The 22,430-nt window shown below is 61.7% G+C and carries 21 protein-coding genes; 11 read left to right on the top strand and 10 right to left on the bottom strand.

All coding sequences use genetic code 11. The features are described 5' to 3' along the window. Window positions 1-20 precede the first annotated feature (20 nt). Genes NET03_RS12535 through NET03_RS12525 form a run of 3 tightly spaced genes read left to right on the top strand, consistent with a single transcriptional unit; the run spans window position 21 to window position 3,191 of the window. Window positions 21-1,157 (top strand): glycosyltransferase, encoded by a 1,137-nt coding sequence (locus NET03_RS12535; protein WP_252128978.1) that lies wholly within the window; start codon window positions 21-23, stop codon window positions 1,155-1,157. Beyond that, window positions 1,148-1,858: a YveK family protein gene (locus NET03_RS12530; protein ID WP_252128977.1), complete on the top strand. Its 711-nt coding sequence runs from the start codon at window positions 1,148-1,150 to the stop codon at window positions 1,856-1,858. Before NET03_RS12535 ends, NET03_RS12530 begins: the two co-directional genes overlap by 10 nt. Continuing rightward, complete coding sequence (locus NET03_RS12525) at window positions 1,848-3,191, top strand: tyrosine-protein kinase domain-containing protein (RefSeq protein ID WP_252128976.1); 1,344 nt, start codon at window positions 1,848-1,850, stop codon at window positions 3,189-3,191. The genes NET03_RS12530 and NET03_RS12525 overlap by 11 nt, the downstream gene beginning before the upstream one ends. A 247-nt stretch (window positions 3,192-3,438) precedes the next feature. On the opposite strand, the gene NET03_RS12520 is transcribed toward NET03_RS12525, so the two are convergent. The 8 genes from NET03_RS12520 to NET03_RS12485 form a co-directional block, all read right to left on the bottom strand. Then, on the bottom strand, window positions 3,439-4,158 hold the full coding sequence (locus tag NET03_RS12520; protein WP_252128975.1) for a DUF4388 domain-containing protein: 720 nt from the start codon (window positions 4,156-4,158) through the stop codon (window positions 3,439-3,441). After that, on the bottom strand, window positions 4,142-4,576 hold the full coding sequence (locus NET03_RS12515) for a hypothetical protein (protein ID WP_252128974.1): 435 nt from the start codon (window positions 4,574-4,576) through the stop codon (window positions 4,142-4,144). Before NET03_RS12515 ends, NET03_RS12520 begins: the two co-directional genes overlap by 17 nt. A gap of 62 nt (window positions 4,577-4,638) precedes the next feature. Beyond that, window positions 4,639-4,995 carry a hypothetical protein gene (locus tag NET03_RS12510; RefSeq protein ID WP_252128973.1) on the bottom strand — a complete coding sequence of 119 codons (357 nt, stop codon included), beginning with the start codon at window positions 4,993-4,995 and terminating at the stop codon, window positions 4,639-4,641. 39 nt (window positions 4,996-5,034) lie between these two features. Beyond that, window positions 5,035-5,298 (bottom strand): hypothetical protein, encoded by a 264-nt coding sequence (locus NET03_RS12505; protein WP_252128972.1) that lies wholly within the window; start codon window positions 5,296-5,298, stop codon window positions 5,035-5,037. Between the two features lie 939 nt (window positions 5,299-6,237). Then, a complete protein-coding gene (locus NET03_RS12500; RefSeq protein ID WP_252128971.1) occupies window positions 6,238-7,032 on the bottom strand; it encodes an enoyl-CoA hydratase in 795 nt (264 codons plus the stop codon). Window positions 7,033-7,073: 41 nt separating this feature from the next. Then, window positions 7,074-8,957, bottom strand: a complete 1,884-nt coding sequence (locus NET03_RS12495; protein ID WP_252128970.1) for a PLP-dependent aspartate aminotransferase family protein — start codon at window positions 8,955-8,957, stop codon at window positions 7,074-7,076. A gap of 21 nt (window positions 8,958-8,978) precedes the next feature. Next, window positions 8,979-10,661, bottom strand: coding sequence for an acyl--CoA ligase family protein (locus NET03_RS12490; RefSeq protein WP_252128969.1), 1,683 nt, complete (start codon window positions 10,659-10,661; stop codon window positions 8,979-8,981). A gap of 93 nt (window positions 10,662-10,754) precedes the next feature. Continuing rightward, window positions 10,755-12,104 carry an MFS transporter gene (locus NET03_RS12485; RefSeq protein ID WP_252128968.1) on the bottom strand — a complete coding sequence of 450 codons (1,350 nt, stop codon included), beginning with the start codon at window positions 12,102-12,104 and terminating at the stop codon, window positions 10,755-10,757. Between the two features lie 563 nt (window positions 12,105-12,667). Here NET03_RS12485 and NET03_RS12480 point away from each other — a divergent pair. From NET03_RS12480 to NET03_RS12455, 6 genes are all read left to right on the top strand, one after another. Next, the gene (locus tag NET03_RS12480; protein WP_252128967.1) at window positions 12,668-13,840 is read left to right on the top strand and encodes an aminomethyl transferase family protein; all 1,173 of its coding nucleotides are present in this window, start codon (window positions 12,668-12,670) and stop codon (window positions 13,838-13,840) included. A gap of 723 nt (window positions 13,841-14,563) precedes the next feature. After that, window positions 14,564-14,917 (top strand): ArsR/SmtB family transcription factor, encoded by a 354-nt coding sequence (locus tag NET03_RS12475; RefSeq protein ID WP_252128966.1) that lies wholly within the window; start codon window positions 14,564-14,566, stop codon window positions 14,915-14,917. 5 nt (window positions 14,918-14,922) lie between these two features. Continuing rightward, window positions 14,923-15,120, top strand: a complete 198-nt coding sequence (locus NET03_RS12470; RefSeq protein WP_252128965.1) for an FmdB family zinc ribbon protein — start codon at window positions 14,923-14,925, stop codon at window positions 15,118-15,120. An 85-nt stretch (window positions 15,121-15,205) separates the two neighbouring features. Further along, a complete protein-coding gene (locus NET03_RS12465; protein WP_252128964.1) occupies window positions 15,206-15,607 on the top strand; it encodes a DUF302 domain-containing protein in 402 nt (133 codons plus the stop codon). 11 nt (window positions 15,608-15,618) lie between these two features. Then, window positions 15,619-17,013 (top strand): MBL fold metallo-hydrolase, encoded by a 1,395-nt coding sequence (locus tag NET03_RS12460; protein WP_252128963.1) that lies wholly within the window; start codon window positions 15,619-15,621, stop codon window positions 17,011-17,013. Window positions 17,014-17,135: 122 nt separating this feature from the next. Beyond that, on the top strand, window positions 17,136-17,474 hold the full coding sequence (locus tag NET03_RS12455) for a rhodanese-like domain-containing protein (protein WP_252128962.1): 339 nt from the start codon (window positions 17,136-17,138) through the stop codon (window positions 17,472-17,474). Window positions 17,475-17,495: 21 nt separating this feature from the next. Here the strand turns inward: NET03_RS12455 and NET03_RS12450 are convergent, their stop codons facing one another. Beyond that, window positions 17,496-18,710 (bottom strand): NAD(P)/FAD-dependent oxidoreductase, encoded by a 1,215-nt coding sequence (locus tag NET03_RS12450; protein ID WP_252128961.1) that lies wholly within the window; start codon window positions 18,708-18,710, stop codon window positions 17,496-17,498. Between the two features lie 388 nt (window positions 18,711-19,098). On the opposite strand from NET03_RS12450, the gene NET03_RS12445 reads away from it, so the two are divergent. Continuing rightward, window positions 19,099-20,709: a DUF2207 family protein gene (locus NET03_RS12445; protein ID WP_252128960.1), complete on the top strand. Its 1,611-nt coding sequence runs from the start codon at window positions 19,099-19,101 to the stop codon at window positions 20,707-20,709. A 217-nt stretch (window positions 20,710-20,926) separates the two neighbouring features. On the opposite strand, the gene NET03_RS12440 is transcribed toward NET03_RS12445, so the two are convergent. Beyond that, window positions 20,927-21,526: a CDGSH iron-sulfur domain-containing protein gene (locus NET03_RS12440; RefSeq protein ID WP_252128959.1), complete on the bottom strand. Its 600-nt coding sequence runs from the start codon at window positions 21,524-21,526 to the stop codon at window positions 20,927-20,929. Between the two features lie 699 nt (window positions 21,527-22,225). Between NET03_RS12440 and NET03_RS12435 the strand changes: the two genes are divergently transcribed. Further along, a partial coding sequence (locus tag NET03_RS12435; RefSeq protein WP_252129247.1) for an alcohol dehydrogenase catalytic domain-containing protein occupies window positions 22,226-22,430 on the top strand: 205 nt, incomplete at its 3' end.

Here is a 22,430-nt window from a genome sequence, read left to right as displayed (position 1 = left end):
GGTTGGAGGTGGAGCGCATCGTGCGGGCTGCGATCGTTCACGACTACTTGAACCAATACGGTGGTGCCGAGCGTGTGCTCGAGATCCTCCACGAGCTCTTCCCGGATGCGCCCGTCTACACCTCGATGTATGCCCCGGAACAACTCCCGAGCTTCTATCGTTCCTGGAATATCCGCACGACATGGCTCCAGCACCTGCCCGGCATCCACCGTCGCCATCAGCGCTACCTTCCGCTCTATCCGCTCGCCTTCTCGCAACTCCGCCTGAACCAAGCCGATCTCGTCATCAGCTCCTCGAGTGCGTTTGCCAAGGCCGTGCGTGTCCCTGCTGGCACGCTCCACATCTGCTATTGTCACAGCCCGATGCGCTTTGCCTGGAACTTCCCAGAGTACGCGGCCCGCGAAGAACTCTCTCCCCTGCTCCAGCGCCTCCTTCCACCATTCATGGCCTGGCTTCGCCGGTGGGATCGGCGCACAGCACAACGGATTGATGCGATTGCGGTCAACTCCCGCACAGTCGCAGATCGTGTCCGGCGCTTCTGGGGACGCGACTCGACAGTCATCCATCCACCGGTCGCGGTTGACCGTGCGCACATCGTGCCGCCCGAAGAAGTCAGCGAGTATTTCCTCGTCGTCTCCCGGCTCGTGCACTATAAGCGTCTCGACCTTGTTATCGAGGCAGCGAACACCTTACGCCTACCCCTCAAGATCGTCGGTGACGGTCGCGCTCGCCTGGCCTTGGAGCGTCTTGCTGGACCGACCGTCCAGTTTCTGGGGAGCGTTTCTGACGACGAGAAGTTCGCCCTCTACGCCCGTTGCCGAGCAGCGATTTTCCCAGCTGAGGACGATTTCGGCATCGCTCAGGTCGAAGTGCAAGCGGCTGGTCGCCCCGCCATCGCTTTGGCCCGGGGTGGCGCCCTTGAGACGGTGATCGATGGCGTGACTGGCCTTCTTTTCCCCGAACAGACCGTCGATTCACTCCTTGCGGCGCTCCGCCGCTTCGACCACCTGCACTTTGATCCCGTGACCATCCGTACCCACGCTGAGCGCTTTCGCCCGGAACGCTTTCGGGCAGAGTTCATGGCCTTTGTGGAAACGCAACTCGCCGCCAAAGGCGTCACTCGCCGGAGAGAGGAGGTCTTCGCCCCGTGGAACTGAGAGCGTACCTCGCCGTCCTTTGGCGTCGCCGCTGGCTGGTGGCGCTCGTTCCCGGCCTCGCCTTCCTCGCCATTCTCGTCCAAGCGCTCCAGTATCGGCCGCACTACACCGCCACTGCCGCTGTCATCGTCACACGTCTGCCGCAGGAGGCACCCCGCGATGTGTACCGCTACGACGAGTACTATCTTTACTTGACAAACGAATATACTGTTGATGACTTCACGGAGGTTGTTCGCGGCAACGTCTTTGCCAGCGATGTTGCCCAGCGGGCGAGCGAACTTCTGGGCACCCCAGTCGAACCAGGCGAAGTACAGGGGAGTATCACGGTGACGCGACGCAACCGCGCCCTCCTCCTCACCGTGACCTCACCGGACGCCTCGCGAGCGGTGGCGATTGCCACCGCCGCAGTGGAGCGGCTGCGCGAGCGCGGCACGCAGTACTTCGGATTCTCCGATCCGCAACGCGAAGCGATCGTCCAAGTTATCGAGGCACCTCATGGTGCTGTCGCGGATATCACTCGCGCTCGCCTGATTTGGGCGATCCAGCTCGTGCTCGCGCTTGCGGTCGGAATCTTCCTTGCTTTCCTGGCTGATTACCTTGCCGATACCTTGCACTCCCCGGAAGACGTCCGGCACGCACTTGGTCTCCCCGTGCTCGCCGTTGTCCCGATGTCGCCGAGGAGGAAGCGCCGTGCGTCCTGAGGAATACCTGGCAATCGTCCTCCGACGCTGGTGGATCGTTCTGTTGGCCGGAGTGGCAGCAGCCCTGGTCGCTTATGGCTACAGTCGCACCCAGCCACCTACCTACCAAGTCAGCGTTCGGCTCATGGCTGTTGCTCAACCGCCTGACTACTGGCTCGACCTCTATGCCAAGAACCGGCTTGCGTCCTACCAAGACTTGATCCGCACCAGTGACTTTGTTGCCCGTGCATTGCGCCAAGCCGGCCTCAATGACGACCCTGGCCAGGTGCTTGGGAGCCTTGCCCTTGCCCGAAACCAGGACAGCAATGTAGTTCAGCTCGTGGTGACTGATACCGATCCTGAACGGGCCGCACGCGTGGCAAACGCCCTTGCCGATGCCTTTGTCGCCCAATCCATTGCCGAAAACCAGCGCATCCTCGAGCAGTTCCGTGACCCCCTCGGCCAGCGTATTCAAGGGACAGTCGCCGTTGTCAAACTCGACACCCCATCACCACCGAGCACCCCGATCGGCCCACGCACACGGTTGAACACGGCTGCGGGACTCGTGCTCGGCCTCGTTTTTGGTGTCCTTGTGACCTTCGGTATCGAATACTTCGAGGATGTCCTCCGCACGGCGCGCGAGACATCGCGTGCGCTGGGGCTCCCAGTTGTGGCTGAAGTTCCTGGATTTCGAAACCGGCGTTCATCACGCGTGGAGGAGAACATGGCAGACCTGATTGTTGTTGAGGCACCACTCTCGCCGGCGGCCGAGGCCTATCGCACCCTGCGGGCTGTCCTTCGTCGATCGAACGAATCACTCCCCCCGCGCACGATCCTCGTCTGCGGCGTTGGCCGGAGTTCTGCTGACTCTGCAAGCGTGGCCGCAAACCTCGCTGCCGCCTCGGCCGTCGCTGGCGAGCGTGTCCTCCTCGTCGATGCAGACCTCCGTCATCCCTCGCTGCAGACATTGGCAAGGGAGACTGTCTCGATCGGCTTAGCCGAATGGCTCGGAAACTCCGACCAGCGACCAGCGCCGGTGTATGGAACGTCACTTCCTACGCTAAGCCTCCTTCCTGCTGGTCACCTTCCAGCAGCAACCAACCCTGCCGACCTTTTGAGTCGCTCGCTAACCGGCGAACGCCTGACCCTTCTCCAGGAGCTGGGAGATCGCGTGATCTTCCATACCGCGCCGCTCCCGAGCTACGGTGAGGCACTTGCCCTCGCCGGTCTCGTCGAGGGGGTTCTGCTGGTCATCCGGAGCGGCGTGACACCGCGGACGGCCGCCCAGCAGGCGAAAGAGCAACTTGAGCGCGCTGGTGCACCCCTCCTCGGGGTCGTGCTCTTACGTGGATAGGAGACGGTCTCAGGCGAGAGACGCGTCTCACCGGAGCACTGGCTGACGGTCACGTGTCTCGCCGCTGCGCTCCCTTGTCACTGCGGGGAAAGGTGACTCTCTCGCCTCAGTCTCTCTTCCGACTGCGTCAGCACGATACGAATACAGTCGAACGTGACGGAGTTCCTCTCGCCATAGCCATCCCCAGAGAAACACGTTCACTGCCTTGGCAGCCCTCCAAGCTGCCAGAGCAGTGCGATCGGCCCGCTCAACGCACCAGCCCGAGCGTTCGCAGTCGTTCCACAATCTCCCGCACGCGGGAACAGCTGAGCCCGGTGGCCTGCACCACCTGCCGAACCGTCTGGCTCCCTTCCAAGAGTGCAATGAGCACCTCGCGCTCCTCGTGAGTGAGCCGATCCAGTGCCGAGCGATCGAGAACCTGGCTCACCAGCGCGATCGGTGCAAAGGGGACCCCAGACGACGATGTTCGCCTGGGGTGGAGAGCTGCCTCATCTGCCCGGCGAATTGCGTTCAGGATGAGCTTTGTCATTGGTGCATCGTCGAGCACTGTCTCGTCGCTGGGGAGGAGTACCGGCTCAGGAAGAAAGACGAATGTTGCGTCCGGCGCCGTCAACACGCGGACCAGCACCTCTTCGAACTGGTTCGCGAGGGCACGTTTCACTTGTTGGTGCGTCACGAATCCTAGCCGCATCAAGAGCTCCCCGAGCCGTCGTCCTGGTGCCACTGTCTGCAGCGCCAGCGCCTGCTCGAGCTGATCCTCACTGATCTCGCCCAACTGCAGAAGGATCTGTCCCATCCGCAGCTGTACATCGCTACTGGATACAGCCGCAACCCGCCCACGGTCGAACAGGAGTGTCACCTCTTCAGTATGCGTCCGGAGCACGAGCCGCCCCGTCTGGCCAGCACGCGTCAATGCCTGCAGGAGGAGGTGCAAGGGCAAATCGCTCAGATCACCGTAGATCGGCATCGTCCTGCGCCACTTTCCCGCGTGCGACGAGCTCGAACGGCGCAGGACAACCGCTCTCCGTCAGCCGTCGCTCGATGAGCGCACGCACGACCTCCCGCTCGAGCCCTGTCGTCATGAGTGCAACGTGTACCGAATGCCCATCGATCCATTCGATTCGGCAATTGAGAACCTCCGGGAACTCCAAGAGCCGCCTGCACATTGTCGCCAAGCCGCGCAGCCACTCCGGCTCCTTCACGATGACGAGCCAACGCTGAATCTTGTGCATCGTGCGGAGTGCGAGAAGCCGCGCCGGTACGGGAAACGTGCGACACGGGGCATGTTCAGAAAACGACTCCAACGCACGCCGCACCTGCAGCCGCAGCTGCTCAACTTCTGGATCGACCGACAAGCCCTGCGCCTGGTGTGCACGTTCGCTCAACCGCTCTCCACCTCTCTGCCCCCACGAGCATACAGGCAATGGGAGCTTGAGAGGCAAGCCAATCACGATGCCGTTGCGTACTCAGCATGTGGTCGTTCAGTATCCCCGAGCAGCCGGCCGGTGCTCACCAACCAGTGCAGAAACCGCAAGCGTGCCAGCTGCTGTGGCGCCAACTCAACGATCTCCTCCATCGGTCGTACCGTCACTGGTGTCGTCCGCCAGCCGATCGCATTGAGGAGCTCTGCAACCACCGTGCTTGGTGAGCCACCGAGCAGTCGCTCCAACGGTATTGCGATGTCCTGACCACCTGTCAGGAGGAAGTGCACTCGATCACGCTCAAGACACCACCCGGTCAACGGGAGGCCAGCGGAGCGCACTGCATTGAGAACGATCGCCACTGCTTCACGGTAATCACTCATGGCTCCACCCTCCTCGCGTGGCTGAGCAACTCAGCCTTCCTACCCCCCGTTCAGCGCTGCCAGGAGATTCGCTAAGGCCGCATCTGGGGTCTCTCCTTCCGCCACCGGCGGACAATGGAGTTGCTTCCGCCAGTACTGCAGCACCAAGCACGAGTTGGCTGCCTCCCGCGGAAGCTGCGTCGGCTCACACGCCACAGCCACCCAGCGCGGCCGCTCCCCTACACTGCACGGGTCGCGAAAAATTGTTATCGGCCATGTCCCAACGAGCCGCTCGCTGACCACCATGCCGCTCACTTCCACCATCCCACCGTCTTGCCGCCTACACTCTCATTCTCGGCGGGGACAAGAACAAGAACCGTAGGCCTTTTGTCCCAAAGCACTGCGCTGCACCGAAGTGTGAATGTACACCAGTACGTACGCGACCAGTCTAACCTCTCCGTGCCTCGCTGTCAACCCCTCAGGACCGACCGCCGCGCGATGTCATCCTCCAGCCGGTCACTCTCCGCGGAGCAACAGCGGCACCATCCCTCTGCACGACACGCTGCGCGGGTTCTCCGAGGACGGATGAGACGGCGGCTGTTCGTCACACGAGACTGTTCGCCCCCTGTCATTGGCATCCCCATTAGGCCCTCCACTGTCCGACATGAAAAGCGGAACGATGAGGTTCAGCCCACATGGTTCTCCCTCTCAGCACGGCGCGGAGGAGTACGCCGCCCTGCGTCTTCCGCAGCGCCGCGCAAGGCCGGCACCGCCCGCAACGCCACTCCGCGGAATTCAGACATCTTCGTCGGTGTGGCCCAAGGGACGAACACTCCGATCACGAAGACGCGCGAGGCGAAAGGCACGAAACACACGGAGCGCATGCCCCATCGCGTCCTGCCGCCCAGGAGGCACGGCGAACCTGGCTCTTTCAGCTGGTACCCACTCTGCCACCGCAGAGAGATACAGCAGCACACGTGTGCTGCTGCCCTCGCAGAATGTGCAACAGCTTCCCCGTCTCGAGGAATGACACAACCAAACGCCAGCGACGCCTTACTTCAGCGTTCCTCAAGGGATACCTAACACACTCACCAGTTCCGCCAGCGCGCCCTCGGCGAACTCTTGGCCAGCCTCTCCGAGCACTCCGGCCACCGCTGTGTTCAAAAAGGCGCCCCAGGTGACCACCCAGGGTCGCCTGGCGCGCAGTGGCGCATCTTACGGGCATTCAACGTGCCTTGACGCCTTGGCACGATGGCACGCTTTTCACGCGTTGCGCCACTCCGGCTGGCGCTTCTCCAGGAAGGCGCAGATCCCTTCCCGCGCATCCTCCGCCAGCGCGTTCAGCGTCATCACTTCCATCGCGTAGGCGTAGGCCAGGTGCTCCGGAAGCGCTAGTTGCCGGTAGAACGCCTGCTTGCCAATTCCCACCACATACCGGCTTGCCGACCGGATCTTCTCCGCCAGCTCCCAAGTCGCCTGCTCCAGCTCCTCCAGCGGCACCACCCGGTTCACCATCCCGAGCCGTTCCCCCTCCTCGGCAGTTATCGCATCACCGGTGAGGAGCAGCTCCAAGGTCTTCTTAGGCGGCAGCACGCGACTGACCGCCACCATCGGTGTCGAGCAGAAGAGCCCGATCTTGACACCCGGCGTCTGAAAGCGTGTACCAGCCGCTGCAACAATCAGGTCACAGGTCGCTGCCAGCTGAAACCCCGCCGCCGTTGCCACTCCGTGCACCTGGGCAATCACCGGCTGCGGAATCGACCGGATTGTCTCCATCAATGTCGTACACGTCTGGAAGATGTGGCGCGCCGTGCGGGCATCGCACGTCGCCAGCTCATTCAGGTCGTGTCCAGCACAGAAGACCGGCCCGGCACCGCGGAGGATTGCCACCGCGATGTCGCGCTCCTCACCAATCCGCCGGAAGGCTTCTGTCAGCTCCTCCATATGCTCCACCGAGAGGGCATTCCGTTTCTCCGGCCGGTTCATCGTCACGACCGCGATGCCATCCCGCACCTCGGACAGAACATGCCGATTTGTTCCGAGCTCTATCGCGGTCATTGGTCGCCTCCTTCCGCTGTCACGCGACCGATCAGCCGCGCTCAGTCGTCCGCCGGCTCGCTGCGCTGTCCATCCGACGTCGCACCAACCAACGCACGGTCAACGTCATCCGGACGGAATGTCTTCGCGTGTCCACGCCAGCGTTGGGCCTCCTTGTAGATGCAGCGGTTCATCACCACTGCCAGTCCGGCCTCAGTTGCGATCCGCGCCGCCTCCGGACTCACCACGCCTTCCTGCAGCCACAAGACGCGCGCGCCATGTGCTACCGCCTCGCGAGCGATACCTGGCGCGTGCTCGCTCGCGCGGAAGACCACGACCACATCCGCTCGCACCGGGAGTTCCGCCAGACTCCCATAGGCTCGTTCACCCAGGACCTCACGGACCAGCGGGTTGACGGGAACGATGCGATAGCCGAGCCGCTTTAGCTTTTGCGCGACGCGATAACTCGGCCGTGCTGGATCATCGGAAAGTCCCACGATTGCGAGCACCAGCGGCCGCCGTGTGCAATTCTCCTCGACGAACGCCTGTGTGCAGACCGACCGGATGACCTGCTCATCATTCAGGACTGGTCGTGCCGTCTCACTCACCCCGCGGCCGTCACCGACAGTAGGCACCACAGCGCTCTGGCCAGTCGCCACCCGCAACGCCCGATCGAGATCAGCCTTGAGATCGTCGATATGCTCGAGGCCCACGGCGAGCCGGATCAGATCGTCTCCTACCCCTGCCGCAACACGCTGTTCTGGCGTCAACTGCCGGTGCGTCGTACTGGCCGGATGGATAACCAGCGACTTCGCATCGCCAACGTTTGCCAGGTGCGACCACAGAGCCACCGAGTCTATCACCTTGATTCCGGCTTCCATCCCACCCTTGACGCCGAAGACCACGACGGCCCCGTAGTGCCCAGGCCGCAGGTACTTCCGCGCCAGGTGGTGCGACGGGTGGTCAGGCAAACCCGGATACGCGACCCAGGCCACTGCCGGATGCTCGGCCAGCCAGCGAGCGAGCTCCAGGGCATTCTCGCAGTGCCGCTCCATCCGCACGTGCAGCGTTTCCAGCCCCAGCAGGAGGAGGAAGGCGTTGAACGGGCTCATGCAGGCACCAACATCTCGCATCATGTGTGCCCGCAGCTTGGTCACGTATGCCAGGCTTCCGAAGTCCTTCCAGTACGAGATCCCATGATAGCCCGGATCTGGATCGACGAGCCGCGGGAACTTCCCATTTCCCCAGTTAAAGCGACCCGAGTCAACGACGATCCCGCCGATGGCCACGCCGTGTCCGCCGATCCACTTCGTCACTGAGTGCACGACGATGTCGGCACCCCACTCGATTGGCCGGCAGAGATACGGCGTCGCAAACGTGTTATCCACGATCAACGGGATCCCGTGCTCGTGCGCGATCCGGGCCACCGCCTCAATGTCAAGCACGTCCAGACGAGGATTCCCGATCGTCTCGGCGTAAATACACTTCGTCCGCTCCGTGATCGCTCGACGGAAGTTCTCCGGATTCGTCGGATCGACGAATCGCACCGTGATTCCCAGGTCGGAGAGCGTGTTGGCGAACAGTGCTACGGTTCCGCCGTACAAACTGCTGCTCGCAACCACCTCATCTCCGGCGCGTGCGATGTTCAGAATGGCGAGCATCGTCGCCGCCTGCCCGCTCGCTGTGGCGACCGCCGCAACGCCCCCTTCCAGATAGGCCACGCGCTTCTCGAACACTTCAACCGTCGGATTACTGATCCGTGTGTAAATGTGTCCCGGCTCATCCAGGTTGAAGAGCTGGGATGCGTGATCAGCATCGTGGAAGACAAAGGAGGTCGTCTGGTAGATCGGCACCGCCCGCGCCCCCGTCGCCGGGTCAGGCGCCTGCCCCGCGTGTACTGCCAGCGTCTCGAGATGGTACTCCCGGTACCGGTCGTGCTCGTTCATCAAGGTGACATCCTCCCCTGCTCAGTGGATCCGCTTCTCGTATCCGGCCCACTCCCGCTCGCGCAGGACAAATTTCTGGATCTTACCCGTTGAGGTCTTGGGCAGGCTGTCCACCAGCTCGACCCGCTTCGGGCACTTAAAGTGTGCCAGGCGCTCCCGACAAAAGGCGATCAGTTCCTCAGGCGTCACCTGCATGCCCGGCTTCAGCACCACGAATGCCTTGGGTACCTCACCCCACTTCTCATCCGGGATGCCAATAACGGCGCACTCAAGTACCGCCGGGTGCTGATACAGCGCACGTTCCACCTCAATGGTCGAGATGTTCTCCCCACCACTGATGATGATGTCCTTCTTCCGGTCACGCAGCTCGATGTACCCGTCTGGGTGCACAACTGCCAGGTCTCCTGAATGGAACCAGCCCCCCGCAAACGCCTTGGCGGTCGCTGCCTCGTCACGGTAGTAGCCCTTCATCACGTTGTTCCCGCGCATCACGACCTCGCCAAGCGTCTGCCCATCGGCCGGCACATCACGCATCTCCTCGTCCACCACACGGAGTTCCGGCGCGTGGATGTATCCCACGCCCTGTCGCGCCTTCAACCGTGCCCGCTCCTCGAGCGGGAGCTCGTCCCACTCACTGTGCCACTCACAGACGGTATGTGGGCCATAGGTCTCGGTCAACCCGTACACATGGACGATCTGTGCTCCCATTGCCTCCATCTGTGCGATCGTCGCTGGTGCCGGCGGTGCCGCCGCCGTCAACACAGTGAGCGGACGTGGGAACCGGTAGTCCGGGCTCGGTCGTCCTTGGAGGAGCATGATGAGCACGGTCGGTGCCCCGCAGAAGTGCGTCACCCCTTCCGACTCGATCAGCTGGAAAATCCGTGCCGGCTCCACCTTCGGGATCACCACATGCGTCGCTCCGACCCCTGTCACGGCGTAGGGGAAGTACCAGCCGTTGCAGTGGAACATCGGGAGCGTCCACAGATAGGCGCTCTCCGGCACCAGGCGCGCTTCGATGATCTCCCCCAACGCGTTGAGATAGGCTCCCCGATGGGTGACCATAACACCCTTTGGTCGACCCGTTGTACCGCTCGTGTAGTTGATACTGAGGACTTCTTCTTCATCCTGCAGCGGATACACTGATGGCTCCGGTGAGCCTTCGCGCAGCAGGTCCTCGTAGGTCACATCGGCAAACGCGGGCTGCTTCGGCGCTCCCTCACCATGCCGACTGTCGATGTCGGTCCAAATGATGAGGCGGAGTTCTGGCAACGCATCCCGGATCGGCTCGACCAGCCCGCTCAGCGCGCCATCCAGAATGAGCGCCCGGGCACCAGAGTGGTCGAGGATGTAGCGGATCTCCTCGCTCGTCAGCCGCACGTTGATCGGCACCAGAATGCCGCCCATCTGTGGCACAGCGAAGTGCGCCTCCAGCGCCTCGAGGCTATTGCGGCAGAGCACCGCCACCCGATCACCCACCTCGAGCCCGCGGCCGCGCAGTGCACTCGCCAGGCGATACACCCGCGCCCCGAACTCTCGATATGTCAACCGCCGATCACCGTCCACCACTCCCACCTTCTCTGGAAAGACGTGCAGCGTCCGCTCCAGCAGCATGAGCGGTGTGAGGAGCGACCGGTACGGTGGCAATCCTTCCCACTGTGGCCGTGACCAGAGTTGCTGGAAGAGGGGCTTGGTCTCAATCTGCATGCCTTTCCCCCTTTCTAGCTGGGACTGAAGAGGCAACACCGGTGAGGAGCTGTCTACGCTCCTCACCGGATGATACCGCGCGAGTATCCTGACTTATTCTCCGTCCCCGGCTGCCATCGCCGGTCCTGGCTGCTCCCACAGCCGGTGGCGTGCCGTCTCGGGCAAGAAGAGCAGTCCAATGATCAACCCGAGCAGTGGCAAGGCGATCGGGTAAACGAGTGCCCACATCAAGTTCCCTGTCGCGGTCTGAATCCAGGTCGTCACGTACGGCACCAGGCCGCCGCCCCACCCGTTCGCCGCGTTCTGCACCACACCAAGCGAGGTGTAGCGTACCCGCGTCGGGAAGTATTCCGCAAGCAGCGCCGGAAGCGGTCCCCAGACCATCGCGGGAATCAGCATCATCACAATCACCGTGAGAGCCGCCGGCCAGTACTGCACGTTGTCCTTCTGAGCAAACCGCCCGAGCAGAGTATAGAGTGGGTAGAACCCCACGATTGCCAGGGCAAAGCCGGTCAGCACGATCGGCTTGCGGCCGATTGAATCGGACAGCCAACCCATGAAGACGTGCAGCACCGGCGCGAGGATCAATCCGGGGAGCAGAATTTTGTAGGTGGTAATCAAGTCAAGCTTCTGTGCCGTCTGCAGGAAGAAGAGCGCCCAAAAGATCGCCGTGTACCAGGCAACTGCCTGTCCAAAGGACACTGCTGCGGCGATGAACACCCGCCGCAAGTTCTCACCGGTAAAGGTCACTTTGAGCGGGTTCTTCACTACTGCCCGACGGGCCTTGAGTTCTGCAAACATCGGGGTTTCCTGCAAACGCAGCCGCACATAGAGGGAGATCAGCACCAGCACGAGTGACAACAGGAAGGGGATCCGCCACCCCCAGGCCCGGAACGTCTCCTCACCAAGGGCCGTCCGCACGCTCAGGACCACGAGGAACGACATGAGCAGTCCGTAGATCGCCGCCGGGCTTAAGAGCCCTGTATAGAGACCGCGCTTGCCATCCGGCGCATGCTCCGCCACGTAGGTCAGCGCGCCGCCCCACTCACCGCCGACGCTGAGCCCCTGGATCACCCGCAGGAGGAAGACCAGAATCGGTGCCAGCACCCCGATGGTCGCATAGCTCGGTATCACGCCGATCAGTGCCGTGCCTAGTCCCATCCCGAGCAACGTGAGGATGAACACCCGCTTTCGTCCGATCTTGTCCCCATACCAGCCGAACACAATCGCCCCAAGCGGACGGAAGAGGAACCCGATTGTGAAGATCGCGATTGTATTCAGGAGCGCTGCGACTGGATGGTCCTTGGCGAAGAAATGTGTCGCCAGGATGGCCGCCAAACTTCCAAAGATATAAAAGTCGTACCACTCGATCGCCGAACCAACCGTCGAGGCACCGATCACGAACGCCAGGTATCCTCGGTTTCGCTCAATCGCTGTTGCCATCTCCCTTTCCCCTTCGGCAGAAAATACGCGATTCCCTCCAGTGTCCTCTGTCAGCCACCTGTTGGGCGGATCTTTCGATCACCCTACAGATCGAACGCTGTCTGGACAATGTGTGTTGCTCTCCGACATTGATCATGGCTTCCCCGCCATGCGACCTACCTCACATGGAACGCAAGTTCAGCCGCTGTCAAGCGGGGACTCAGTTGTTCAGCGGGAACACTCACAGATCCGCGGCCAAAGCGCAAAGACACCGTTCATTGTCGGGCACGGGGCAACCGGATAGGGCTGGTGGCGATTCACTCGTCGGCCTTCACGCATCACTGTCGGCATCAACCATGCACAAGACCGCCAACCGCTTCTGGCGACGCATATCGGTACCACATGTCGCCTTAGCCGTCAAGGTCTACCACGTGACGAACCCAAGATGAACCCCCTGCTCGCTCAACCACACCTTCCTCACGTCTGGTCGTGCGGTCAGCGACCTGCGACCGACCGGATCCTCTGCCACAATTGTTATGCTCTGTTCTCACCGTGGCTTCGTTGGTACCCAGAGGAGCTGGCTGATGGATGATCCTCTCCCAACACGTCCCGTTCTCCGCTCCCTCCGCACGGGGACCTCGCTCTACTTTCCTGCATCCTCCCGCTTCCAGCCCCGCGCCTATGCAGTCTTCCATCGTCGCCTCTTGCCGGCCCTCTATACTGATCCGCTCGACGAGTACTGGGCACTCGTCCACGGCGTCGTCCTCTGGGATATCGGCACCGAAATCCCGCTCGAGGTCAGTGGGCCCGACGCGTTCGCACTCCTCGATTGGGCAACGACCCGCGATCTGACCCGGTGTTCGGTCGGTGAATGCCGCTATGTCTTCGTCACCGACCAGCATGGGGGCATCGTCAACGATCCGGTCGTTGTTCGTCTCGCTGAGGACATGTTCTGGCTCATGCCCTCAGACAGCGACCTCCTGCTCTGGCTTCGCGCCCTCGCGGCAGCGACACAACTCGATGTCACCATTCGGCCAGTGGACACCGCCCCGCTGCAGATCCGTGGGCCACGCGCCCGCGAGGTCATCGCAGCTCTTGGCGGCCCATCCCTCGCGGAGCTTCCTTATTATCACGTCGCCCGCGCGAGAATTGGCGAGTTCGAGGTTGTGGTCACACGAACCGGCTTCTCCGGTGAACTCGGCTACGAGTTGATGCCGCTCGATGGAAGCCGCTCCGGGCCACGGTTCTGGGAGCACGTTGTGACTGTGGGAAAACCCTTCGGTCTCCGTGTCGCAGCGCCGAGCCACATCCGCCGCATTGAGGCCGGCATTTTCTCCTACGGCATTGATATGACGCTGGAAACGAATCCCTATGAACTGACCGGCTACGAGTGGATGGTCAATCTCCGGAAGCCGCGGTTCGTCGGACGCGAGGCACTGATACAGATCGCCAGCGAAGGACCTTCGTGCAAGGTGGTCGGTTTCATCCTCGACGGCGATCCACCAAACGACCTGCGGGACGGTCTGCTGCTTGAGCCGCTCCCTGTCCACCAGCCGGGCGGAGACGAGCCGCTTGGTCACGTCACATCAGCCTGCTGGTCTCCCCGGGTCGGCCAGGTTATTGGGTTCGCGCGCGTTCCCTCGTCACACGCACAATTGGGGAGCGAGCTTGAGGTACTGACGGCTGAGGGCTGGCGTGCCGCCCGGGTTGTCCCGATTCCCTTTGTCGATCCGGAGAAGCGGCGCGTGAAAGCCTAATGCGAGAAGCACCCGCGCCCACATGGGAGTCCATGTCCTGGCACTCTTCCAGCGAAGAAGCAGCAAACTTCGCGCTCGGGCACGCGGTGCTCGTTCGCCTCTGCACCGGCGCCACCACAGGTCCTTCGGCTCCTCAGGAGGGCACTGCCCAGCCACTTTCTCTACCCGTCCTCGAGCTCCCTACCGGAGAGGTTGCCCACCCCGTGCTCAAGAGCGTTCACGGTACTAGCAGGGTAGGTCCCCCTCGGGGCCCACAAGGGCCACCCCGTCCTCAACAGGTATGACCGTTCGTCCTTCAGGATGACCAGCCTGCGGGATGGACTGGATCATCCGCTACCGAGACGCGTGTATGGGTACCTCAGCGTCCTGGTATGCCTAATCGACACCAAAAGGTAGCTCCTCTGTGAGGTGAAGGGGCGTACCTCCTCGCTCTGCAATCACGTGCCACGACCCGATACAGCATGAGGATCTCTCGTCATTTGCAAGCCGCGATTCCATGCCAGACCCCCTCTGTCTCTCATCTGCAATCACCTCACGCTCCAGGTAACGCACGCATCGTCCTTCCTCCGATGGAACCACGATGACGCACAGCGCTCCGCAGCGCCTTTGTGCTCGATCAACGCGTCTCCCGCACGGAACTTGCATCCCCTTGCACAATGGCCCTCCAGGCATTAGAATATTCGCGCATTCGAATACAGGAAGCCTCGGAAGGAGGGTTACCCCTTGTATCTCGATGAACACGAGCGCCGGCGCGAGCTCTATCGCCTGCAGGCGATGCTCTGCCAAGTACTCGCCGATCCAACCCGTATCGAGCTGATCGAGCTTCTCGGAGAGGGGCCAAAGGCGGTCAAGGAACTTGCCCAAGCCACCGGGCAGCGACAGGCCAAGATCAGCCAGCATCTCGCGGTGTTGCGTCAGCGTGGTCTTGTCCATGCCCAGCGGGTCGGAACCGAGATGCACTACTCGCTGACTGATTCTCGCATCCTGGAGGCCTGTCACCTGACCCGCTCGCTCTTGCTCGATCAGCTGCTCCGCCAGGGAGAACTCGCCGAGTCAGTCCTCAGTGAACGGAGGTGAGATCGGTGCCAATCTATGAGTATCGTTGCCAACGGTGTGGCTATCGCTTCGAGAAGCTCATCCGGCTCTCGCAGGCCGCGCAGCCGATCGTCTGCCCCAACTGCGGTGCAGATGAGACGGAGCGCCTGCTCTCGGCCTTCGCCGCCCGCACGGCTGACGGCGTCAGTAGCAGCAGTGCCAGCTGCTCCACCGGCGGCGGCTGAGCAATCCGCTGGTAAAGCGAGCCGTTGGCTCGCTCCAAACTCGAACCGAGGTCGAGTCGAACAGAATGGGAAGGAGGCTGACAGGATGTTCACAGGTCGTTACGGCTTCGGGGTCGATCTCGAGAAGCCGTTCGACGAAGTGTTGACCAAGGTACAGGAGGTGCTCAAGAGCGAAGGGTTCGGCGTCCTGACCACGATCGACGTCAAAGAGACGCTGCGCCAGAAGCTTGGTCTCGACATGGAGCGCTACGTGATCCTCGGTGCCTGCAATCCACCCCTTGCCCATCGAGCGCTTGAGACTGAGCGAGAGGTTGGCCTACTCCTCCCCTGCAATGTCGTCGTCCGCGAAGTGGATGGTAAGACCCGCGTGGAAATTGCTGATCCCAAAGCCATGCTTGGCATTGTCGGCAATCCCGCGCTCGACGAGCTGGCTGCCGAAGCACGCACTCGGCTCCAGCGTGCCTTGCAGACACTTGAGGCCTCGTGAAGGAGGGAACGATGTTCTTCCAGCAGATCCTCCGCACCGACATCGGCTGTGCCGCCTACGTCGTCGGCTCCACCGATGCGGGGCTAGCCGCCGTCATCGACCCACGCATCGACATGGTCGAGGAGATCCTCGACCTCTTGGAGCGCGAGGGACTGACGCTCCGCTACATCGTCGAGACGCACAACCATGCCGACCACGTCTCCGGTCATCACCAGCTCGCCGCTGCCACCGGCGCGACGATCGCTGTCTCCGCACTGGCCGGCGTCGCCTACCCGCACCTGCCGCTCCGTGACGGTGACGAGCTCGAGCTTGGTGAGGTCGTGCTGCGTGCCATCCACACGCCGGGCCACCGTCCCGAGCATATCGTCATCGCCGTCATCGACCGCTCGCGGGCTCCGGAACCGTGGCTGGTCCTGACTGGTGATACCCTCTTCGTCGGCGATGTCGCTCGCCCCGACCTGGCCATCGACGGATTTGAAGGTGCAGCGGCGCTGTTCGATTCCCTTCACCAGCGTCTGCTCCAACTCCCACCCGGAACGCTCGTTTTTCCTGGTCATGTGGCTGGATCGCTCTGTGGCCGCGTGAACAATCGGATGACCGGTACCACAATCGGTTTTGAGCAGCGCCATAACCGCGCTTTACAGATTCGTGACCGCGCGGCATTCGTTCGCTTCATGAATGAGAACTTGCCGGAGCGCCCACCCAACCTGGCGCGAATTGTTGAGCTCAATCGTGGCGCGGAGCCTCCGCGGATCGGCTCGGCCACGCCACTGGCTCCAGCGCGAGTGCGCGAACTGCAGCAAGCTGGTGCGGTTCTCCTTGATATTCGCTCGCCAGCAGCATTTGCCGCCAGCCACATCCCAGCGGCCATTTCGGTTGCCCTGGATAGCGGCCAGTTCCAGAACCGTGTCGGCCTCGTTGTGCCACCCGATCGACCGCTTGTCCTGGTCGTCGACCGCGAGGAGGATGCACTCCGCGCCGTCCAGATGCTGGCCGTGATCGGCTATGACCAAGTCATCGGTTACCTGGCCGGAGGAATGCCCGCGTGGGAGCGTGCTGGCTACCCGTACCAAACGCTCGCACTGCTCACCGTTCAGAAGCTGGCCCAATGGCTGGAGAACGAGCCACTCCTCCAACTCGTTGATGTCCGCGAGTCATCCGAATGGGTCGAGGGACACATCGCTGGGGCACGGCACATCCCCTTCTATCGGCTACCGAACGAACTCGCCTCCTTGGATCCAACTCGTCCGGTTGTCTTTGTCTGTGGCGCTGGTGCGCGTAGTGTCCTGGCTGGAAGTCTGCTCCAGGCCCATGGATTCGAACACGTCTGGTCGGTGGAGGGTGGTATGGACGCCTGGCGTGGAGCTGGCCATCCGGTCACGCGCGGAGCTGCAGTCGCCGTGTAACGAGCCTTGACTGGATCGCCGTGGGGCAAGGTCAGGCCTGGGCCTTGCCCCAGCGGCGGCAATGCTCTGCCCAAGGTTCCTACGCTCGTGTCGCTTCGTGCGCCCTGTTTGGAAGGGAGAAGATGGTGCTGGGTCGTCTGCTTAGTCGGTTTCGTGTACCAGAAGTCACGCCAGCTGAAGCGCATGCTCGCCAGCAGTCAGGAGCCCTCATCATCGATGTGCGCGAGCCCCATGAATGGCGGGCCGGGCACATTCCCGGAGCGCGCCTCGTTCCGCTCGACGAGCTCCCTGCCCGTCTGAGCGAACTCGACCCGAATCGCGAACTTATTCTTGTCTGCCGGAGCGGCAACCGGAGCGCTTACGCCACTATGATCCTTCAACAGGCAGGCTTTACTCGTGTCGCCAATCTCGCCGGCGGCATGATTGCCTGGACACGTACCGGTCTACCGGTCACACGTTAGATTCGTCGACCTTCTCCAGCGTCAAGAAAGGAGCGTGCGCAGGTCGACCTCTGGATCACTCAGCACTGCTCGGTCGACCTGCGCCAACCGCTCAACGAGTCGGCGGGCCGGCCGCATATCTTTGGGCCGCCCCACGATTACTGCACCAAAAATCCGACCACTGGCCAAGTAGAAAGCCGTGAAGGCCGGCTCGTCGAGATCGCCTCGGACGATGATCTCATCCCATTCCACAGGATAACCGTAATATTGAATGGTCAGGTCGTATTGATCCGACCAGAACGATGGCACTGGAGCGTATGGCTCTGGCTGTCCTGCCACCGCCTTGGCAACGGCCGCTCCCATTGCCAGTGCGTTGTCGTAGTGTTCCACTCGAATGGCTCGCTGGATCGTTGGATGCCACCAACGTGCCACGTCTCCCGCCGCCCAGACACCTGGAGCGCTCGCGGCACAGGTCGCATCAACCACCACGCCGTTGTCGATCTCGAGGTCGCCGTCGATAGCCGGCAGGGCTGGCCGAACTCCAATTCCAACCACCACAAGATCACACGGGAGCACCGTTCCGTCGTCCAGAATGGCACGTTCCACCCGCGCCCGCCCTTCCAGCGCTTCGACCCGCCGGCCCAAGCGCAGGACAACACTGCGGCGCTCGTGCACACGGGCGATTGCACTCCCGATCTGCTCACCCAACGCTCGTCCAAGCAGCACTGGCATCGTCTCGACCAGCGTCACCTGTTTCCCCAACGTCCGGGCGCTTGCTGCGACCTCACAGCCAATGAACCCACCCCCAATCACGAATACCCGCTCAACGCGGTGGAGGTCGTCGCGTAACGCTCGCGCGTCAGCCATTGACCGGAGGACGCGCACGCCAGGGAGTTCAGCTCCTGGTATCGGTAACCGGATAGGATTTGCTCCCGTTGCCAGCACCAGCTGATCGAAATGGTAGGTCTTTCCACTCTCCGCCTGCGCTGAGCGCGCCTGAAGGTCGAGAGAGGCAATCCGTTCACCGAGCACAAGCGTGATCCCGCGTTCCTCGTAGAACGAGAGTGGTCGATAGATCAGATCATCCTCGTGCTTCTTCCCAAGGAGATACGCCTTTGACAGCGGAGGACGCTCATACGGGGGGGACTCTTCTGCCCCGACGATAATCAATCGTCCCTGGTATCCAGCATCACGAATCGCATTGGCAAAGCCGAACGCTGCAACTCCGGCACCGATGACCAAGCACGTCTCAGGCATGACACTACCCCTTGTTGTGGAGCACTACTGTGTTCCGCAGCACTTACCGCAGTTGTTTCCGGCGCTACCCCCCTGGACGAGGGTCCCCTTCTCCGAGGGACTCCGCAGCAGACGATGCCCACAGTATGCCCTAGCAGGGAGACTTGGGCGGTGGAGATCGTGCATCCTCCACGCCGGAAGAACATTGTCGCACGTTCCCAACCTTCTGGGTGACGCTCAACTGACGACCTGCGTTCTCCGTCAATGGAAGACGACGGTTAGGCGATGGAGACTACCCATGGTTTGCGGTAAGCAGCACTGTGGTTGTGAAGAAAGTGTTCCTTGTTGACTCAAGGAAGATCGCGGTTGATACTTCATTGGGTGTGTGCGGAGTCGCTTGAGGTGAGCAGTGCGTCGCTGGTTTCTTGGCCTGATCCTCCTCCTCGGAGTAGTGATCCCCTTCCCGTGGGTAGCGCGCGGAGCGAACGACTTCGGCTCTCCCCAACCTGGACGATACGTCTATGATCGGGCAGCTGTCTTGACACCAGCTGAGATAACCGATCTTGAGCGGCGCGCCGCGGCCATCAACCAGGTCGGTGCACCAATCGTCGTCTATCTGCGGCTCCATGATGCGTCCTTCGAGGAGACCGTGGCTGATGCCCGAGTACTCATGGATGCTTGGAGCATCCAGTCCGCACCGGGAGCGCGCGATGGCGTGGTGCTGCTCTTCAATCTTCAGCCAAACGATCCGCGGCACGGCCACTTTGCGATTGTCGCTGGCGAGGCACATGTGCGCAGCGGTGTTCTTCGCCAGCACGAGCTCGATCGGATTGCCGCAGAGATGCTCCCAGCACTGCGCGAGGGTCGGTTTGCGGCAGGTATTGCTGTGGGTCTCGATGCGATTCACCGGAACCTTACGGTCGGTCCCCCACCCCAGCAGCGGAATTGGTTCCAGCGCATGGCTGATACCCTCGCGCATCAGAACCTCAACCTGATCTGGTTCGTTGCCACTATCGTGGTTCTGGCTTGGGGAGCCGTGTTGTGGATGAGGATTCCACGACCCGCACGACGGTCTCCTCCTCTGACAACGACTGAGCCGCCAAGTGATCTCGCGCCAGCGCTCGCCGGAGCACTTGTCCGGGGACGAGTCATCTTTGACTTGATGATCGCGACATTCTTTGATCTCGCACGGCGTGGTGCGCTGAGCCTCCAGCCCGTTCCCAAGACACTACCGAGTCGCTCGCTAGCCTTGGTCCATCGAAAGTTCCCAGACGCTGCAGCCGAGCCGCTGGTCCATATTGCTCTTCGGGATCCACAGGTTGTCCAGTCAGACTATGAGCGTGTGGTCTGGGACAGCCTCAAGCCGCTTGCCGGACAGGTGCCTGTGGCCGTACAGGCTCTACGCTCCGCCCTTTGGGAAAACTGGCCTCGCGCTCAACAGGCGATCCGTGCCGAACTCATTCGCCGCGGTTGGTTCGATCCGAACATTCGCCGTCGACGCATCGCTTTCTTGATTCCCGGCGTGATCGGTCTACTGCTCGGCGTCCTTGCTCTGGCGGTCTTTTTGCTTGCAGAGACCCCGTCCGGTGGGATCGGTGTTCTTGCGCTTCTTCCGAGTGGCCTTCTGTGGCTTGTTGTCGCTGACTTGCTCCATGAGACGACGAGCCAGGGCAAGGAGGAAGCGATGCGCTGGCACGGATTCATAAGGGGAGTGAAGCAAGCGACACGCCAACGAGTCGCTACTCTGGATCTCGACCGGCTGCTTCCGTACGCGATCGCGCTCGGCATCCGCAAAGACCTTGACGTTCATCTCCGCGCAGCACATCTGCTCGGGTACGTGCCGATCTGGCTCGAGAAAGACCAGTCAGTATCGGATAACGAAGGTGATCTCCTGTTGTACGAATTCTGGAAGACTGTGGAGACGACCCTCCTGTCTGGTTCGTCCAGCCGAACAAGCGATACAAGTGGCGATGGCGGCGGCGCCTCAAGTGGTAGCGCAGCTTCGGGCGGGAGTTTCTAATCTGCCTTCGTTACGTCTTGCAGCGGGGAGCTTGTGATCACCTCTGGGCAGCAGGAGTTGGCAGGTCTCCAGCCACCTTCTAGGACAGCACGCCCAGCAAAGCCCCCTCACGCCGACCGAGGCAGAACAGGCTAAAAAGCAGCGGGCAGCAACTTGTTGCCTCGTTCCTTAAACCAGGCCGAGATGCGGGGCAACTTGGCTGCCACTGTGTCTTCGCTCATCCCCGTGGCCGCCGCGACACGTACACCATGCCGTCGCGGACTTGCACCTCGTACACCGGCAGCGGTTCTGTCGCTGGGAGTGAGACGACACGTCCGGTAGCGAGCTCGAACCCTGACCCATGCAATGGGCAATACACAATCCCGTCCTCGAGATCACCCTCGGCCAGTTCCGCTTCCTCGTGGGTACAGATTCCATACACGGCGTACAGCCGGTCGCCATAGCGCACGAGAATGCGGGGCTCACCGTCAACTTCAAAGCGGACGATCGTAGCCTCCGGCACCTCGGCCAGAGGCATGACGGCGACGAAATCTGTGTTCTCCTGACGCTCCCCCTGGGTCGTCGCCATGCTCGCCGCCGTGCCTTCGCCTGACACTTCACTTTTGCGCCGACGCACCTCCACCCCAAGGTCACCACGAAAGCCGATCCGCTTATGCGTCCCGTCACAGAACGGCTTCTTGGATGAGCCACCACAGCGACACAGCCAGAGTTCTTCACCTTCATAGGGAATCTCGTTTCCCTCGTGGTCAACCAGAATAACTCGGCCTTGGACGTAGTACGGGCCATTCTGCCGAACCGTGATCCGAACCTCGCTCACCGTCCCTCCTCCGGTCCTCTGCAACGTCATCCGCCAGCCTGATAGCAACTATAGCGTTGCGGAAGTGCCCGGGCGCAAGATGAGCGCCAAAGATTCTCCGGACAACGCTCTCATTCTGCGAGGAAACCACTGCATCATGCCAGAACCTCCTGCATTCCCTGCCACGAGGAGCTCATCCGATGTTCCTTCTCCTGTCGGGTAGGCAAGCACAGCGGCTCAGTCGAGCTGTGTTTCCTATGGCCCAAGAATCCCAGATCGCCACGCAGCTGCAACAGGAGACAGCCCAATCACCCTGCCTGCGGAGTGCACTCAGCGAGTTTCAAACCAAGCGGACATCCATGGAGGGTTCTTCTCCCTGTGTCCGGTACGCCATTGGTGCCGCGTCTCTGTGCGCTTCACCTTGCCAAGGAGGAGTACCCGTCGCCAAGGACTCCGCAGGCGTAACAGTTTGTGAGGCTGGAAAGACCACAGCCCCCGCATAACCATCAGCGGTCACACGGGCAAACCACACGCGAGGATACCCTCGCTGTGACGTCAATGGAGCATATACCAACTGTGGATATTCCAAGCTTTCCAGGCGATTTCTCCAAGGCATGATTGACAGCTTCGGTTTTTCGATGCTATAGTACTGAAGAAGTCTCCTTCGTCGGATCCATATCTCGAGCAGGTTGGTATGCGGCTATGGGCAAAGGGGGACACATGAAGACCCGTGCTGCTGTCTTGTATGGGCCCACTCGGCAGTTCCAGGTGGAAGAACTCGAACTTGACGAGCCGAAAGCCGGAGAGGTCCTGGTCAAGATGGTGGCAACCGGCATGTGCCACTCCGATTGGCACTTCGCCACCGGCGACTTCACAACCAACTATCCCATTGTGACAGGTCACGAGGGCGCCGGCATCGTTGAGA

The organism is Thermomicrobium sp. CFH 73360 (assembly GCF_023806465.1).
In the GTDB taxonomy this organism is placed as follows: domain Bacteria; phylum Chloroflexota; class Chloroflexia; order Thermomicrobiales; family Thermomicrobiaceae; genus Thermomicrobium.
The sequence above is the reverse complement of the archived record's forward strand: the minus strand, read 5'-3'. Positions and strand labels throughout refer to the sequence as shown.